Annotated in this window: 11 protein-coding genes and 1 tRNA gene; 9 read left to right on the top strand and 3 right to left on the bottom strand. The window is 64.4% G+C overall.

Translation table 11 applies throughout. The features are described 5' to 3' along the window. A complete protein-coding gene (locus RTW82_RS15920) occupies window positions 1-3489 on the bottom strand; it encodes a response regulator (RefSeq protein WP_316925678.1) in 3489 nt (1162 codons plus the stop codon). A 248-nt stretch (window positions 3490-3737) separates the two neighbouring features. Between RTW82_RS15920 and RTW82_RS15925 the strand changes: the two genes are divergently transcribed. The 9 genes from RTW82_RS15925 to RTW82_RS15965 all read left to right on the top strand — a co-directional run bounded on the left by RTW82_RS15925 (window position 3738) and on the right by RTW82_RS15965 (window position 12976). Next, window positions 3738-6275, top strand: a complete 2538-nt coding sequence (locus tag RTW82_RS15925; RefSeq protein ID WP_316925679.1) for an ATP-binding protein — start codon at window positions 3738-3740, stop codon at window positions 6273-6275. Window positions 6276-6540: 265 nt separating this feature from the next. Beyond that, window positions 6541-7314 (top strand): ABC transporter ATP-binding protein, encoded by a 774-nt coding sequence (locus RTW82_RS15930; protein ID WP_021218650.1) that lies wholly within the window; start codon window positions 6541-6543, stop codon window positions 7312-7314. Between the two features lie 17 nt (window positions 7315-7331). Then, a complete protein-coding gene (locus tag RTW82_RS15935; RefSeq protein WP_021218649.1) occupies window positions 7332-8084 on the top strand; it encodes an ABC transporter substrate-binding protein in 753 nt (250 codons plus the stop codon). Window positions 8085-8139: 55 nt separating this feature from the next. Further along, entirely contained in the window at window positions 8140-8835 is a 696-nt protein-coding gene (locus RTW82_RS15940; protein ID WP_043240512.1) for an ABC transporter permease, read from the top strand. Next, a complete protein-coding gene (locus RTW82_RS15945) occupies window positions 8832-9521 on the top strand; it encodes an ABC transporter permease (protein ID WP_043240510.1) in 690 nt (229 codons plus the stop codon). Before RTW82_RS15940 ends, RTW82_RS15945 begins: the two co-directional genes overlap by 4 nt. A gap of 69 nt (window positions 9522-9590) precedes the next feature. After that, window positions 9591-10847, top strand: coding sequence for a methyltransferase (locus RTW82_RS15950; protein WP_316925680.1), 1257 nt, complete (start codon window positions 9591-9593; stop codon window positions 10845-10847). Between the two features lie 238 nt (window positions 10848-11085). Continuing rightward, a tRNA-Thr gene (locus tag RTW82_RS15955) sits at window positions 11086-11161 on the top strand. Between the two features lie 269 nt (window positions 11162-11430). Then, the gene (locus tag RTW82_RS15960) at window positions 11431-12348 is read left to right on the top strand and encodes a DNA-processing protein DprA (protein ID WP_316925681.1); all 918 of its coding nucleotides are present in this window, start codon (window positions 11431-11433) and stop codon (window positions 12346-12348) included. Further along, window positions 12320-12976, top strand: a complete 657-nt coding sequence (locus RTW82_RS15965; protein WP_316925682.1) for a phosphoribosyltransferase — start codon at window positions 12320-12322, stop codon at window positions 12974-12976. The genes RTW82_RS15960 and RTW82_RS15965 overlap by 29 nt, the downstream gene beginning before the upstream one ends. Before the next feature lie 3 nt (window positions 12977-12979). Here RTW82_RS15965 and RTW82_RS15970 read toward each other — a convergent pair whose 3' ends face one another. Together RTW82_RS15970 and RTW82_RS15975 are read right to left on the bottom strand one after the other, a co-directional pair. Next, the gene (locus RTW82_RS15970) at window positions 12980-13498 is read right to left on the bottom strand and encodes a lysis system i-spanin subunit Rz (protein ID WP_316925683.1); all 519 of its coding nucleotides are present in this window, start codon (window positions 13496-13498) and stop codon (window positions 12980-12982) included. 978 nt (window positions 13499-14476) lie between these two features. Beyond that, the gene (locus RTW82_RS15975; protein ID WP_316925684.1) at window positions 14477-14716 is read right to left on the bottom strand and encodes a hypothetical protein; all 240 of its coding nucleotides are present in this window, start codon (window positions 14714-14716) and stop codon (window positions 14477-14479) included. Window positions 14717-15607 lie beyond the last annotated feature (891 nt).

Raw genomic sequence — 15607 nt, forward strand, 5'->3', positions numbered from 1 at the left:
TCAGATGCGCTCCAGCTTCGGCAGCCAGACGCGGATCAGCGAGAACAACCGATCCAGGTCGATGGGTTTGGCCAGGTAATCGTTGGCGCCCGCGCGCATGCACAGGTCCTGGTCGTCCTTCATCGCCTTGGCGGTCACCGCGATGATCGGCAGCTTGGCCCAGCGCGCTTCCTCGCGGATCAGGCGGGTGGCTTCGTAGCCGTCCATCTCCGGCATCATCACGTCCATCAGCACCAGGTCGATCTCCGGCACCGCATTGAGCTTGTCGATGGCCTCGCGGCCGTTGCGGGCGATCTCCACCCGCGCGCCCTTCTGCTCCAGGGCGCTGGTGAGGGCGAAGATGTTGCGCACGTCGTCGTCCACCAGGAGGATGCGCCGCTCCTCGAACACCTTGTCGCGGCTGCGGGCGGTCTTGAGCATCTTCTGCCGCTCGCTGGAGAGCTCCGATTCGACCTTGTGCAGGAACAGCGTGACCTCGTCCAGCAAGCGCTCGGGGGAGCGCGCGCCCTTGATGATGATGGAGCGCGAGTATTTCATCAGCTCGGCTTCCTCGTCGCGGGTCAGGTTGCGCCCGGTGTAGACGATGACCGGCGGGAAGGAGCAGATGTCCTCGCTGCCCATGCGCTTGAGCAGGTCGTTGCCCTGCATGTCGGGCAGCTTGAGGTCGATGATCATGCAGTCGAACAGGGTGGAGCGCAGCAGCTCCAGCGCCTGCTCGCCGAACTCGACGGCGGTGATTTCGATGTCGTCGTCGCCGATCAGGCGGGCGATGCTGTCGCGCTGCAGGGCATCGTCCTCCACCAGCAGCACGCGCTTGACCTTCTGGGTGAGCTTGGCCTCCAGCTTGCCGAACACATCCTTGAGCTGGTCGCGGGTGGTGGGCTTGACCGCATAGCCGATGGCGCCCAGGTGCATGGCGGCCTCGCTGAGGTCCTCCACCGAGATGACGTGCACGGGGATGTGGCGGGTGTGCGGGTTGCCCTTGAGGCGTTGCAGCACCGAGAGCCCGGATTCGTCCGGCAGGCGCATGTCCAGGAGGATGGCGTCGGGCGAATGGCCGTCGGCCAGCTGGTAACCCTCGTCGGCACCATGGGCCACCAGGCAGCGGTAGCCGAGCTCGTGGGCCAGGTCATAGAGGATCTGCGCGAACTTGGGCTCGTCCTCGATCACCAGCACGCAGCGCCCGCCCAGGTCGGCCTGGCCACGGTCATCCGGGAAGCTGGGAATGGGTTCGGCACGCGGTGCATCCGGAGTCGGCGGCGGCGCCACGCGCTGTACGGGGCGGCTCTCGACCACCGCCAGGGGCACGGCCTCGGCCTCACCACGGCTCTGGTAGGTTTCCGGCAGCAACAGGGTGAACAGGCTGCCCTTGCCCGGCTCGCTGGACACCAGGATGGAGCCGCCGAGCAGTTCCGCCAGGTCACGGGAGATGGACAGGCCCAACCCGGTGCCACCGAAACGGCGGTTGGTGGTGCCATCGGCCTGGTGGAAGGCATCGAAGATGGGACCGAGCTGGTCGCCACGGATGCCGATGCCGGTGTCGCTGACGGCGAAGGCGATGCCACCCCGGGCACGGCTGACGCGCAGGCCGACTTCGCCCTTGTCGGTGAACTTGAGGGCGTTGGACAGCAGGTTCTTGAGAATCTGCTCCACACGCTGGCGGTCGGTGTAGAGCACCTCCGGCGCATCGGCATCGATATCGAGGTGGAAGGCCAGGCGCTTTTCGTCGGCCAGGGGCTGGAACACCCCCCGCAGCCCTTCGACCAGGCGCTGGACATTGGTGTTCTCGGCCCGCACGTCGAGCTTGCCGGCCTCGACCTTGGAGATGTCGAGAATGTCGTTGATCAGGTTCAGCAGGTCGTTGCCGGCGGAGTAGATGGACTCGGCGAACTTGATCTGCTCGTCGTTGAGGTTGCCGGCCTGGTTGTCCGCCAGCAGCTTGGCCAGGATCAGCGAGCTGTTCAGCGGCGTGCGCAGCTCGTGGGACATGTTGGCGAGGAACTCGGACTTGTAGCGGCTGGCCCGCTGCAACTCCTCGGCGCGCGCTTCCAGCTCCACCTGGGCCTTGTTCAGCGCGCTGTTCTTGTTGTCCAGGTCGTCGCGCTGGGCCGCCATTTCCTGGGCCTGCTCGCCGAGGCGCTCGTTGGTCTGCTCCAGCTCCGCCTGCTGGGTCTCCAGGTGGGCCTGGGACTCGCGCAGCACGCGGGACTGTTCCTCCAGCTCCTCGTTGGCGGTCTTCAGCTCTTCCTGCTGCACCTGCAGCTCTTCGTTCAGTTGCTGGGTTTCCTCCAGCACCACCTGCAGGCGCTGGCGGTAGCGGGCCGCTTCCAGGGCGGTACCCAGGTTGCCGGCAATCATCTCCAGCAGCGCCGAATCACGCGGCTCGAGGCGGCGCAGGAAGCCCAGCTCGATCACGCCATTGACCTCGCCATCACTGAAGGTCGGCACCAGCAGCACCGCTTGCGGCTCCACATCGCCCAGGCCGGAGCTGACCTTGATATAGCCGGCCGGCAGGGCGTCGAGCGCACGGATGCGCTTTTCCACCGCCACCTGGCCCACCAGGGTCTCGGTGCTGGCGAAGTTCTGCTCGCGGCTCTCCAGCTCGCGGGAGAAACCGTAGGAAGCGACGCGCTGCAGGCTGCCGTGCTCGTCACGGCCATAGAGCGCACCCACCGCCATGTCCAGGTAGCCGGCCAGGAACTCCAGCATGTTGCGCCCCAGCACCGGCGGGGTCTGCTGGCCGATGATGCGCTCGGAGAGCAGCGCCTGGCCGTCGCGCAGCCAGGCCTGGCGTTGCAGGTGCTCACTGTGGGCCCGCTGCTGGGCGAGGGACTCGCTGTAGGTGGTGGAGAGGGACAACAGCTCGCGGCGCCCGAAGAACGCCAGCAGGCCGCTGAAACTCAGGCTGAAGAGCAGGTAGAGGGCGATGGTGAGGATGGCCGTATCACTGGCCTTCTCGTTGCGCTCGTGGCGCAGCTGGCGCTCCAGGTTGATGAAGATGCGGTACTGCTCGCGAACGGCATCCACCAGTTGCTTGCCCCGGCCCTCGCTGACGGCATCGACGACGTTCAGGCCATCGCGCTTGCGGTCGATCATCTCCTTGGCGAAACGGTCCCACTCCTCCTGCAGCGCCTCGATGGTGCGCACGCGCTCCACCTGGGGCGGGTTGTCCTTGACCATCTCGCGCAGGCCGGACATGGCCGCCTTGATGCGCGGCCGCGCCTGCTCATAAGGCTGCAGGAAGGTGGCGTTGCCGGAAATCAGGTAGCCGCGCAGGCCGGACTCCTGGTCCACGGACAGGCGCAGGCCGTCGTTGGCATTGCTGATCACGATATCGGTGTGCTCGACCCAGCTGAGCACATAAAGCAGGTAGGAGATCAGCGCGACGAAAAGCATGGCGCCAAGCACGCCGACGCCCAGCGGCAGGGCGACGTTGCGCGCGAGGATGCGCCGAAAGCTCTTCTCGTCGGTGGAGTTCATGGTGGTCATCTGTGTTCCCTGGCCTGGTGCCTAAAATCACCGATCTGTTGGGGATATCGGAGGGTTCCGCATGTTAATGCGCTGACCTTCTTTAACCAATCACCCTCTTCACATGGCACATCGACACCAAGGGCAGAGGTTCCGCTTGGAACACCGGGAGGGGGAAAAAGGTTCATTAAAAAATACGGAATCTTTCCAAGTCGGGAACTTCTAAGACGATCAGCCCCGAAAAGCGCACGAGCGCCGCAGAAGAACCGATGGACGCGAGCTCAAACGATCACGCCTTCCCCGCCCCGCCACCCACCGCTGCCGCAGCAGGGGACTTCCTCAACAGCGTCGGGGAAATGGCACCGCTGATCCGCGCCCACGACTGGGGCGTCACCCCGCTGGGTGCCCTGCAGGACTGGGCCGCCCCGCTGAAGTCCATCCTCGGCGTAGGGCTCAATTCGCGCTTCCCGGTATGCATCTATTGGGGCCGGGACTATCACCTCCTCTATAACGACGCCTACAGCGCCATCCCGGGCGACAAGCACCCCTGGGCCCTGGGCCGGCCGGCGCGGGAAGCCTGGGCGGATATCTGGGACACGCTCGAGCCCATGTTCGACGGCATCATGCAAACCGGCGTCGCGGTGCACGTCGAGGACGGGCTGCTGCCGATGCAGCGCTTCGGCTACGTCGAGGAGTGCTACTTCAACTACAACGTCAGCCCGATTCTCGGCTTCGACGGCCGCCCGACCGGCCTGTTCAACACCGTCATCGAAACCACCGTGCAGGTCATCGAAGCGCGGCGCAGCCGGCTGCTGGGCGAACTGCGCGCCAGTACCCGCACCGCTGCCAGCCCCGCAGAGGCCTGCCGCCTCGCGGAGGAAGTGCTCCGCGGCGGCGCTGCCGATCTGCCCTTCTGCCTGCTTTACCGCCTCAACGCCGAAGGGCGGGCCGAGCTGGCCCTCTGCAGCGGCCTGGAACCGGGCGATGCGCTGGCTCCCCTGGAGTTGGCCCCGGGCACGGCGCCCTGGGCAGCGACCGCCGCTGGCGACACCCTGGATATCGAGCTGGAGCGACCGCGGTCGCTGCCGCCCTGGCCGGAGCCGGTCACCCGCGCGCGGGTGCTGCCCCTTATTGCCGATGACCGCCCCCTGGGCGTGCTGGTGTGTGCCATCAGCCCGCGACGCCCGCTGGATGCACGCTACCGGCGCTTCCTCGACGAGCTGGCGGAAAGCCTCAGCGGCGACCTGGCACGGGCAGCCCGCCAGGCCGAAGAGACGGACCGCCTGCATCAACGCACCCTGGAGCGCGACCGCATCTGGAACCTCTCCCTGGACCTGCTCTGCGTCGCCGACCAGCAGGGCCGCCTGCTCAGCATCAACCCGGCCTGGACCACGACCCTGGGCTGGAGCGAGGAAGAACTGCTGGGTCGCACGACGCACTGGCTGGAGCACCCGGACGACATCCCCAGTACCGACCAGACCCGCCAGGAACTGGCCGGGGGCCTGAGGATCCGGCGCTTCGAGAACCGCCTGCGGCACCGCGACGGCAGCTACCGCTGGCTGTCCTGGAGCGCCACGCCGGAGAACGACATCCAGTACGGCAACGGCCGCGACATCACCGAGGAAAAACGCACCGCCGAGGTGCTGCGACGCACCGAAGAGGCGCTGCGCAACGCCCAGCGCATGGAGGCGGTCGGGCAGCTCACCGGCGGCATCGCCCACGACTTCAACAATCTCCTGGCGGGCATCCGCGTCGGCCTCGACCTGATCCGCCGGCGCCTGCCGGACGAATCCCGCCAGGACCTCGAGCGCTTCATCGACGCCGCCACCGACTCCGCCGAGCGTGGCGCCGCGCTGACCCACAACCTGCTGTCATTCGCCCGCCGCCAGGCCCTGGATATACAGCCGATCCGCCTTGATGCCTGGCTCGCCGAACATCGCCCACACCTGGCGGAACGCGCCGGGCCGGCGGTGAAGCTGGTGCTGCAGGCCGACCCGCTGCCCACCACAGCCCTGTGCGACGCCGAACAGCTGTGCAAGGCACTGGAGCACCTGGTGGACAACGCCCGCGAGGCGATGCCCGACGGTGGCCAGCTGCTGATCCGCGCCAGCGCCCCGGAAGAAAGCGCCGAAGGCGCGGAGCCGGGCCCGGGCGATTACCTGCTGCTGGAAGTGCATGACACCGGCCGAGCCATGGACGAGAGGGTGCTGAGCCACGCCTTCGAACCCTTCTTCACGACAAAACCGCTGGGTCAGGGAAGCGGGCTGGGGCTGTCCATGGTATATGGCTTCATCAAACAGACCGGTGGCCAGGTCCGCCTGCAAAGCGGCGCCGGCCAAGGCACCCGTGTCAGCCTTTATCTACCGCGAGGTCCCGTTTTGTCGGAACAACAACAAAGCCCAGTCGAGCAGCCCACAGGGGCGGCCAACCGTGAATCCATTCTGGTGGTGGAAGACGCCGACGTGGTGCGCATGCTCACGGTCGAGGTGCTGGAAGAGTTCGGCTACCAGGTGATGGAGGCCTGCGACGGCCAGCAGGCGCTGGCCATCCTGCGCAGCGACGCGACCATCGACCTGCTGCTCACCGACATCGGCCTGCCCGGCATGAACGGCCAGGAGCTGGCGGCCGTGGCCCGCAACCTGCGCCCGGGCCTGCGTGTGCTGTTCGCCACCGGCTATGCCGAGATCGTCAGCATCGACGGCAGCGAGCTGGCCACCCAGATGGACATGATCGCCAAACCCTTCTCCATCGACGAACTGCGCGAGAAGGTCTCCAGCCTGCTGGAAGGGCGCGGCAAGGCCCGCTGAAACACCCTCTCTGGCCAGCGCCTGGCACTGGAATTGCGAGCGTTTTGCGCGTAGGGTGCGCCGCCTTTGCGTCGAACCCAGGCAAAAACCGTCTTTTCTTGCGTTTGCGCGACAATCGGCTGCATCCATGCGACAAGCCCCACAAGCGAGCCGGCGCGGTGCCAGTACCGCCCTTGGCGCCCCTTGGGGCCTATGCTAGGTTGGCCTCCTTCGCCAGGAAGGCCGATCGCAGCCGGAGCGCATCCGAACAATAAGAGGAACCCCCATGGCCGAGGCCACGCCCGCGCTAGAAATCCGCAACCTGCACAAACGCTACGGCGATCTTGAAGTGCTCAAGGGCATCTCCCTTACCGCCCGTGATGGTGACGTCATCTCCATCCTCGGTTCTTCCGGCTCCGGAAAATCCACCTTCCTGCGTTGCATCAACCTGCTGGAAAACCCCCACCAGGGCCAGATCATCGTCGCTGGCGAAGAGCTCAAGCTGAAACCCGCCCGCTCCGGCGAACTGGTCGCCGCCGACGGCAAGCAGATCAACCGCCTGCGCAGCGAAATCGGCTTCGTGTTCCAGAACTTCAACCTGTGGCCGCACATGACGGTCCTCGACAACATCATCGAGGCGCCGCGCCGCGTGCTCGGCCAGAGCAGGGCAGAAGCCACCGAAGTTGCCGAGGCCCTGCTGGCCAAGGTCGGCATCGCCGATAAGCGCCACGTCTACCCCGCCCAGCTCTCCGGTGGCCAGCAGCAGCGCGCAGCCATCGCGCGCACTCTGGCGATGCAGCCTAAAGTGATTCTGTTCGACGAACCCACCTCGGCGCTCGACCCCGAGATGGTACAAGAAGTGCTTAACGTGATCCGCGCGCTCGCCGACGAAGGCAGGACCATGCTGCTGGTAACCCACGAGATGAACTTCGCCCGCCAGGTTTCCAGCGAGGTGGTGTTCCTCCACCAGGGCCTGGTGGAAGAGCAGGGGCCGCCACAGCAGGTGTTCGACAACCCGACCTCGGCGCGCTGTAAACAATTCATGTCCAGCAATCGCTAAACACGGAGCAACATCGCATGAAGAACTACAAGAAGATCCTGCTGGCCGCTGCCGCCACCCTGGCCTTCGGGACCAGTGCCGTCGCCGCCGATAAACTGAAGATCGGCACCGAAGGCGCCTACCCGCCCTTCAACCTGATCGACGCCAGCGGCCAGGTCGGCGGCTTCGACGTCGAGATCGCCCAGGCCCTCTGCGCCAAGATGAAGGCCGAATGCGAAGTGGTCACCTCCGACTGGGACGGCATCATCCCGGCCCTGAACGCCAAGAAATTCGACTTCCTCGCCGCGTCCATGTCGATCACCGAGGAGCGCAAGCAGGCCGTCGACTTCACCGACGCCTACTACACCAACAAGCTGCAGTTCATCGCTCCCAAGGACGCTGACTTCAAGACCGACAAGGCCAGCCTGAAAGGCAAGGTCATCGGTGCCCAGCGCGCCACCATCGCCGGCACCTGGCTCGAAGACAACATGGCCGACGTGGTCGACATCAAACTCTATGACACCCAGGAAAACGCCTACCTGGACCTGTCCTCCGGCCGCCTCGACGGCGTCCTGGCCGACAAGTTCGTCAACTGGGAATGGCTGAAGAGCGACGCGGGCAAAGGCTTCGAATTCAAGGGCGAGCCGGTGTTCGACAACGACAAGATCGCCATCGCCGTGCGCAAGGGCGACCCGCTGCGCGAGAAGCTGAATGCCGCACTGAAGGAAATCGTCGCAGACGGCACCTATAAGAAGATCAACGACAAGTACTTCCCTTTCAGCATCTATTGATGCCGCCTGACCGGCGCCGCACACGCGGCGCCGGTCCCCAGCAGTAGCCTTGCAGATGAACCTCGACCTCTACGGATTCGGCCCCGCCCTGGCGGCCGGCACCCTGATGACCATCAAGCTGGCGCTTTCCGCGCTGTCGCTCGGTCTGGTGCTGGGCCTGCTCGGTGCACTCGCCAAGACTTCCCCCAAAAAGCCGCTGCAATGGCTTGGCGGAACCTACTCCACCCTGGTGCGCGGTGTGCCGGAGCTGCTGTGGGTCCTGCTGATCTATTTCGGCACCGTGAACCTGATGCGCTCCATCGGCGAGCTGATCGGCGTGCCCGGCCTGGAGCTCTCGGCCTTCGCCGCCGGCACCATCGCCCTCGGCCTGTGCTTCGGCGCCTATGCCACCGAGGTGTTCCGCGGCGCCATCCTGGCGATCCCCAAGGGCCACCGTGAGGCCGGCCTGGCGCTGGGCCTTTCCGGCTCGCGCATCCTCATGCGCCTGATCCTCCCGCAGATGTGGCGCATCGCCCTGCCCGGCCTCGGCAACCTGTTCATGATCCTGATGAAAGACACCGCGCTGGTCTCGGTGATCGGCCTCGAGGAAATCATGCGTCGCTCGCAGATCGCCGTGACCGCCAGCAAGGAGCCCTTCACCTTCTATATGGTGGCGGCCTTCATCTACCTGGGCCTGACCATCCTCGCGATGATCGGCATGCACTGGCTCGAAAAACGCGCCGGACGCGGCTTCAAAAGGAGCGCGGCATGAACTGGGAAGTCATCATCAAATACCTGCCGCGCCTGTGTGACGGTGCGCTGCTGACCCTGGAGCTGGTAGCCATCGCCGTGGTCGCCGGGCTGATCCTCGCCCTGCCCATGGGCATCGCCCGCTCCTCGCGCCACTGGTACGTGCGCGCCCTGCCCTACGGCTACATCTTCTTCTTCCGCGGCACGCCGCTGCTGGTCCAGCTATTCCTCGTCTACTACGGCCTCGCCCAGTTCGACCTGGTGCGCAAGGGCCCGCTCTGGCCCTACCTGCGCGACCCGTTCTGGTGTGCCGTCATCACCATGACCCTGCACACGGCGGCCTATATCGCCGAGATCATCCGCGGCGCCATCCAGGCCATCCCGCCGGGCGAGATCGAAGCGGCGCGGGCCCTGGGCATGTCGCAGTTCAAGGCCCTGGTGCACATCATCCTGCCGCGCGCGGCGCGCATCGGCCTGCCGGCCTACAGCAACGAAGTGATCCTGATGCTCAAGGCCAGCGCCCTGGCCAGCACCGTGACCCTGCTGGAACTCACCGGCATGGCCCGTACCATCATTGCCCGCACCTACTTGCCGGTCGAAATCTTCTTCGCCGCCGGCATGTTCTACCTGGTGATCGCCTTCCTTCTGGTGCGCGGCTTCCGCCTGCTGGAACGCTGGCTACGGGTCGACGCCTGCCAAGGCCGCTGACCGAGCGCCGCCCCTCGCCACGAGGGGCGGCGTTATACTGCGCGCCCGACCATCTTCCCCTTCCTCGCCATGCCAAGCCCCGCCCCCCTTCAGGGCTCAATGCTGCTCGAACGCTTCACCGCGCTGGATGAGTTCCTCAGCCAGGGCTACCCGCTGTGGCACCCGGAACCCTTCACCGAGTTGCGCCTGGGCTGGGAAGACGAACTGCCCGAACTGGCCCGCTGGCTACGCGGCCGCAGCCTGGAGCAGGCGGAAGCGAGCCATGGCCTGCTGCACCTGCCCAATGCACCCGCGCCCTTCCCCGAACTGGCGGCTCGCTCCCACAAGCTGGCCGACACCGGCGCATTCGATAACGCCCCCGAGCGCCAGTGGCCGTCTGCCCTCTGCCTCGACGTGCCCGGCCGCAAATGGCAGCAGATTCAGGCCTTCGCCGGCAGCCTGCAATTCAGCCGGGCGCCCCGCCACTGGCTCGACTGGTGCGCCGGCAAAGGCCACCTTGGGCGCACCTTGGCCCACCCCAACGCCGCACTTACCTGCCTGGAGTTCGATCCGCTGCTGGTGGAAGACGGCCAACGCCTCAGCGACCGGCTCGGTCTCGCGGCCTCGCACCGCCTGCAAGACGTGCTGGCCACCGACGCGGCAACGCAGCTGCGCCCCGAACACACCGCCATCGCCCTGCATGCCTGCGGCGACCTGCACGTCCGCCTGCTGCAACTGGCCACTGACCAGGGCTGTGGACAACTCGCCATCACCCCCTGCTGCTACAACCGCATCACAGAACAGCACTACCAGCCCCTGTCCACCGCCGCGCAACGCTCCACCCTGCGCCCGGATCGGCGGGACCTGCGCCTGGTACAGAGCGAAACCGTCACCGCCGGTGCGCGCGTCCGCCGCCAACGCGACCAGTCCATGGCCAGGCGCCTGGCCTTCGACCTGCTGCAGCGGGAACAACGCGGCCTCGACCAGTACCTGCCCACACCCTCGTTACCGGTGAGCTGGCTGGAAAAAACCTTCGAGCGCTACTGTCACGACCTCGCCCAGCTCAAGGACCTGGCAGCACCCGCATCGCGCGACTGGGACAGGCTGGAAGCCCAGGGCTGGCAACGCCTCGCCCAGGTTCGCAACCTAGAGCTGCTGCGCGCCCTCTACCGCCGCCCCCTGGAAATCTGGCTGCTGCTCGACCGCGCCCTGTTCCTTCAGGAACGCGGCTACCGGGTGCAGGCCGGCCGCTTCTGCGAACACCACCTCACCCCCCGCAACCTCTTGCTACTCGCGGAGCGCAGCGAGTTGCCCACAGAACCTGTGGATAACTTTGTTGATGAATGATGAGCAACTGCCCGAACGCCCACCCCGGCAAGGCTTGCTGAGAATTGATCGCTTTTTGATCAAAAAATAAAACATCCAGAAAACAGCCAGTTACGCGGTTCCGCGACCTGAATCACAGTTCACGAGTACTTCCGTGCCAAAAACCACTCACTTGTGCATAAGCCTGCGCATTCTGATTCTGAGCAGCAGCAACAGGTGGTTTACTCGGCTCAACCAATCGCTATAATGGCCGCCCCTTGCCGGTATAGCTCAGCTGGTAGAGCAACTGACTTGTAATCAGTAGGTCCCGGGTTCGATTCCTGGTGCCGGCACCATATAAATCAAAGGCTTGCAGCGATGCAGGCCTTTGTTTTTTCCGCAATACGTACAATCTGGCGTACAACTGAGCCTATTCGCTGGAACATTGCCCCCAGCACGGCTTCGTGGCGCAGCGACCCAAGGAGGCTCAAGCAAGCCAGCCAAAGTCGTCTATTTCGCTCATGCGAGATATAGTGTTATGCGAAGCACGATCCCCCACTCCGAGCCGCGCTATTACTCAATGGATGAGGTCGAAATGCGCCTAGACTCTGCATACTGCTCACCTATGAATAGCTTCCACATCGCCAGCATTTTCAGCTCCGCCCCTATCGTCCCGATGGACGAGATGTGCGCGTACGAATCGCTGTGGTCGGGGCAGGGCGCGTGGTTTGCCAATTTGGCTGATTTGTTCCGTTCGAACCCCGGGGCAATTCCCTCTGAACTGGTGCCCGAGCACGAGTTGCGTCGTACGTGGGATCGCCTTGTGGAACTGGTGGGCGAGGAGCGCTTAAAGACCATCGGCATTCGCGTGAACGGTGCGGGAGAGTACCCGCAGAAGCTAAGGGATGCAGACCATCCCGTAGAGCTGCTCTACTACCAAGGCAACTGGGAACTGGTCGAAACTCCTTCGGTTGCCATAGTGGGCACGCGGTCACCTTCCCCTGAGGGGGCGCTTAACGCAGGCAGGATCGCGCATTCTCTGTCGAAGTCTGGTTACACCATTGTTTCGGGACTTGCTAAAGGCATTGATACTGCCGCTCATACTGCAGCAATGGCGGCAGGCGGCAAAACTATAGCAGTGATCGGCACCCCGTTATTTGACTATTACCCGAAAGAGAACAGGGAACTTCAAGAAGAGATCGCCAAGCGCTTTCTCGTTATATCCCAAGTTCCTTTCATTCGATACAGTCAACAGAACTATAAAACAAACAGACTATTCTTCCCCGCGCGTAATGTAACGATGTCGGCACTAACTCAGGCCACAATCATAGTTGAGGCTGGGAACACTTCAGGTACGCTCGTTCAGGCGCGGGCTGCGCTCGCGCAGGGCAGGAAACTATTTATCCTTGAAAGCTGCTTCAGAAGGCCTGATCTAACTTGGCCTGCGCGATTCGAGAAGCTGGGCGCAATTCGAGTAAAGAACGTATCGCAGATCACGGAAGAGCTTCGACTTCATGCGCGCCTCAGCCCTCAACCCCTCTGAATTTCGCTTCCTGGCAGATACTGACCGCTGCTACCACTATGGTGAATACACCTCAGGCGGGGGATATAAAGCCAGTGACACAAATCGGCAAATCTTAAACCTGAAGAAAAAGCCGAGCGCATCAGACTATGAGCTTCAGCATAAGGCAAGGGCAGTTGTTTATTGGGGAAAGGTAATACTCACCTCCACTGGTCTTAATCTCGAATCATGCTCGCGCACGGTTACTTTTGTGCCCATGCCTTGCTCTAAGCCTGCAGATCACCCAGATTACGATGATCGCATGTCTAGGGTGATGCGCTACGTCTCCAAGCAAACACCTAACGGCTTAGACGTACGTGAACTACTAGTGCAAACAATTGCACGACAAGCCCAGCATTCTGGGCCGCGCTCGGAGCCCGGTGATATCGCCGCTTCACTCAGCATCAATCAGGAACTTCTTATTCCACCTATTCGCTCAACGATTATTGTCGTTGATGATGTAATAACTAGGGGCGCAAGCTTTGCGGCTGCAAAATCGCTTCTAGAGGATGTTCCGGGAGTTCAGCAGGTGTATGGCCTTTTCTTGGCTAAAACCGTGCACCCGCCTATCGAGTGGCCAGTCGATCCTATCGATGACCTTCTGGCTTAGCTGTTAACGGCTCGCTGATCCAGCTCTGAGTTCCTTCGCCCACGCCTGCAACCCCTTCAGCCTCACGGCGCAGCGGTCTGCATCTCCGGCGAGGGCGGCAAGATCTGCTGCAGTCGCTGGGTGAAGCTCGGCGTACTGGGTTCCATCATCCACGCCGGCGGCGCCGGGGGCGGCGGGCACTCCACTGCAACTGGCCGGACCTCGGACCTTGACGAGCAGCCGCTGGCGATCAGCAGCGAGATCAGCGCGCAGCCGATCAGTGTTCTCCTGGGCATGTGACAGCTCCTGGTAGTGCTGTTGTTCAGTGAGCTCCAGGCGGCGCTGCAGGTCCGCCTGCTGTTCCTGATGCGCCTGCAGATTCCTCGCTGTGGCGCGGTCGATCTCGGCCAGGGCGTCGGCGTGCACCTGGTTGGCCGCGGCCAGTTTCGCCTCCCAGCGCCAGCCGTTCACCAGCGCGCCGGCGGCGGCCGCTATGGCGCCGGCGACCACGAACGCCAGTAGGCGAACCTGTATGGCGGTCACTGCACCGCCTCCACCGCCTGGCGGTAATAGTCAGCCCACGTCTCGGGGCGCGGGACGCCAGGGCGCCACTGGCGTAGGTAAAGCTCCCAGGCCGAATGCGCATCACCAACCTCAGGCAGCGCTTTGGGGTCGGTGTAAAGCAGCAGACGCGCGAGGGCGCAGGCCAGGATGTCGTCGGTCTCGATRGCSGCRTARAYGGCRTCRTCRGTMGGYGRYACKCCCCGRGCCTCGAKSACCTTCGCMGCGGTYCGCATGGTGSYSAYGTGSCGCSGGACGCCRTGGACCATGCCGCCGCCCTTCTCCCCCTGCCAGAAGCTCCGCGCSGGCCCGTTGATCTGYCGGCGGTRGAKGAAGCGGCTCTCCTGCARCCCGATGGCCAGCAGCATCACCTCGGCCTTCTTGCCCGCCATGCGGTCAGGCAKCAGCAAAAACGCCGGGGCAATGATCTCCCGGCGGACCTGTTGTAGATCCATGGTGTTCTCCAGAAACAAGAAGCCCCGCRCKKGGCGGGGCTGTCAGGTAGGTTCGGCCTGGGGYGGCCAGTTCATCGGCGGGAGCATGGCRAGCAGCTCGGYCTCGGTGGGSACRGGTGMGCCRGCCTTCACGTCGGCAACCAGCTGGTARCCCAGCGCCCAGCAGGCGTCCCGCCACTCCACSCCGGMCTGGCCCTCCGCCTGGAACTGCGGGTTGGTGCTGGTGGCGTAGGTGCACAGGCTSAGGATGCTGTCGTAGTTCCGCTGMCGCGCCACGCCGTCCATGTGCGCCTGCACCACSGCSGTGAGGCGGGCGACCACCTCKGCCTCGTTCASGGCGGGCTGGTGGAATGYGCCGYCMTCGTAGCGGCATCCCTGCTGCACCCAGGCCGGGCACTCCACCCAGAGCAGTGACGGGTTGAACTCGGGCCAMGGRTCGTAGCTGGCYGTCTCCATGACAATGCCGTTCTCGATTCGGGCCCTCATGACAGGTACTCCCTGACGATCACCATTCCAGCGCCGCCGTCATTGCCCCCGCCGGACGTTGCCCCGCCTGAGCCAACAACCACTGATGCAGAGGCTGGGGCCGCAATTGAAGAGAACGCGTAGGCACCTGAACCTCCAGATTGAAGGCCGTTTGCGGCTGCCCCACCTCCTCCTCCAGGTTGCCCGCCCGCACTTCCTCCGCCAGCTCGACTGAGACCACCAGATCCGCCTCGAGGGGCTGATCCTCCAGGGGAGCCATAACCATTGACATCCACCCCAGAACCAGCTCCGCCGGTCATGTTCAACTGCCCGCCGGAAGCCGTTCCGCCGGCACCGCCATAGCCTCCGCTGCCGGCCTGGCCGCCAGTGCAACTGATGGAGCCGAACGACGAGGTGCCCCCGTTGGCGCCGTTGCCACCAGCGGCGCCACCTCCCCAGACCTCGACCTCAATGCGAGTRGTKCCGGCCGCACGGGTCCAGGTGGTSGACGATCCAGCAGTCGARTAGATCGTCTGRCGGACCAGSATAGGGGTCACCTGATCCTGGCGCGCGATGTCCTTGGGATCAGTACTCCTGCCGACGTGCTTCATYAGCCKRTCACCGTGGCSCGGTAYTGCCCRGARGTYGGGGCCGTRCCGAAGGTCAGCTGCACGGTGTTGASRSYGTTGGCSACCCAGTCCGTGATCACRCCGGCATTGGTTGCGGTTTCGCGCACGCTYACCRYCACGTCYTGGGTRTTCAGGTTGTGGGTGACGGTGATSGTMGTGGCCGTGCCRTCRCCGATGGTKGCSGASRYCTTGCGRGSWRYRACSGAGGTRTCGACSGCGATGACRCCRCCKGWGATSKWGATGCCRKTSCCKGCGGTGTAGCTMGWRCCGSCKCCGACCTGSKYCCASACSAKGGCRGTGGTGCCKAYGGTGATCGGGGCATCGGTGGTCATCAGCCAGASCTGGTTGCCCTGGGTSGYGCCTTCGCTSACGAAMACAGCRGCGCCCAGCRYCTCGGCGGCRGTRTCSAWRTCGGTRGARCGGGTCCAGSWGCCGGAGGCMGCSASGTAGATGCCGTTRCCCGAKSCGGYSGWCTGGTTCTTCACCAGCACKCGGTCRCCGGCMACMASGSYSACRCCGTCAATKGTCTGGGYRCCGGACAG

It is taken from the genome of Pseudomonas sp. zfem005 (genome assembly GCF_032621735.1).
Taxonomy (GTDB): domain Bacteria; phylum Pseudomonadota; class Gammaproteobacteria; order Pseudomonadales; family Pseudomonadaceae; genus Metapseudomonas; species Metapseudomonas solani.

Bases quoted from the DNA above. Each gene is read 5' to 3' on its own strand.
- RTW82_RS15920 (WP_316925678.1), bottom strand. From the start codon at position 3,489: ATGACCACCATGAACTCCACCGACGAGAAGAGCTTTCGGCGCATCCTC.
- RTW82_RS15925 (WP_316925679.1), top strand. From the start codon at position 3,738: ATGGACGCGAGCTCAAACGATCACGCCTTCCCCGCCCCGCCACCCACC.
- RTW82_RS15930 (WP_021218650.1), top strand. From the start codon at position 6,541: ATGGCCGAGGCCACGCCCGCGCTAGAAATCCGCAACCTGCACAAACGC.
- RTW82_RS15935 (WP_021218649.1), top strand. From the start codon at position 7,332: ATGAAGAACTACAAGAAGATCCTGCTGGCCGCTGCCGCCACCCTGGCC.
- RTW82_RS15940 (WP_043240512.1), top strand. From the start codon at position 8,140: ATGAACCTCGACCTCTACGGATTCGGCCCCGCCCTGGCGGCCGGCACC.
- RTW82_RS15945 (WP_043240510.1), top strand. From the start codon at position 8,832: ATGAACTGGGAAGTCATCATCAAATACCTGCCGCGCCTGTGTGACGGT.
- RTW82_RS15950 (WP_316925680.1), top strand. From the start codon at position 9,591: ATGCCAAGCCCCGCCCCCCTTCAGGGCTCAATGCTGCTCGAACGCTTC.
- RTW82_RS15960 (WP_316925681.1), top strand. From the start codon at position 11,431: ATGAATAGCTTCCACATCGCCAGCATTTTCAGCTCCGCCCCTATCGTC.
- RTW82_RS15965 (WP_316925682.1), top strand. From the start codon at position 12,320: ATGCGCGCCTCAGCCCTCAACCCCTCTGAATTTCGCTTCCTGGCAGAT.
- RTW82_RS15975 (WP_316925684.1), bottom strand. From the start codon at position 14,716: ATGGCTCCCCTGGAGGATCAGCCCCTCGAGGCGGATCTGGTGGTCTCA.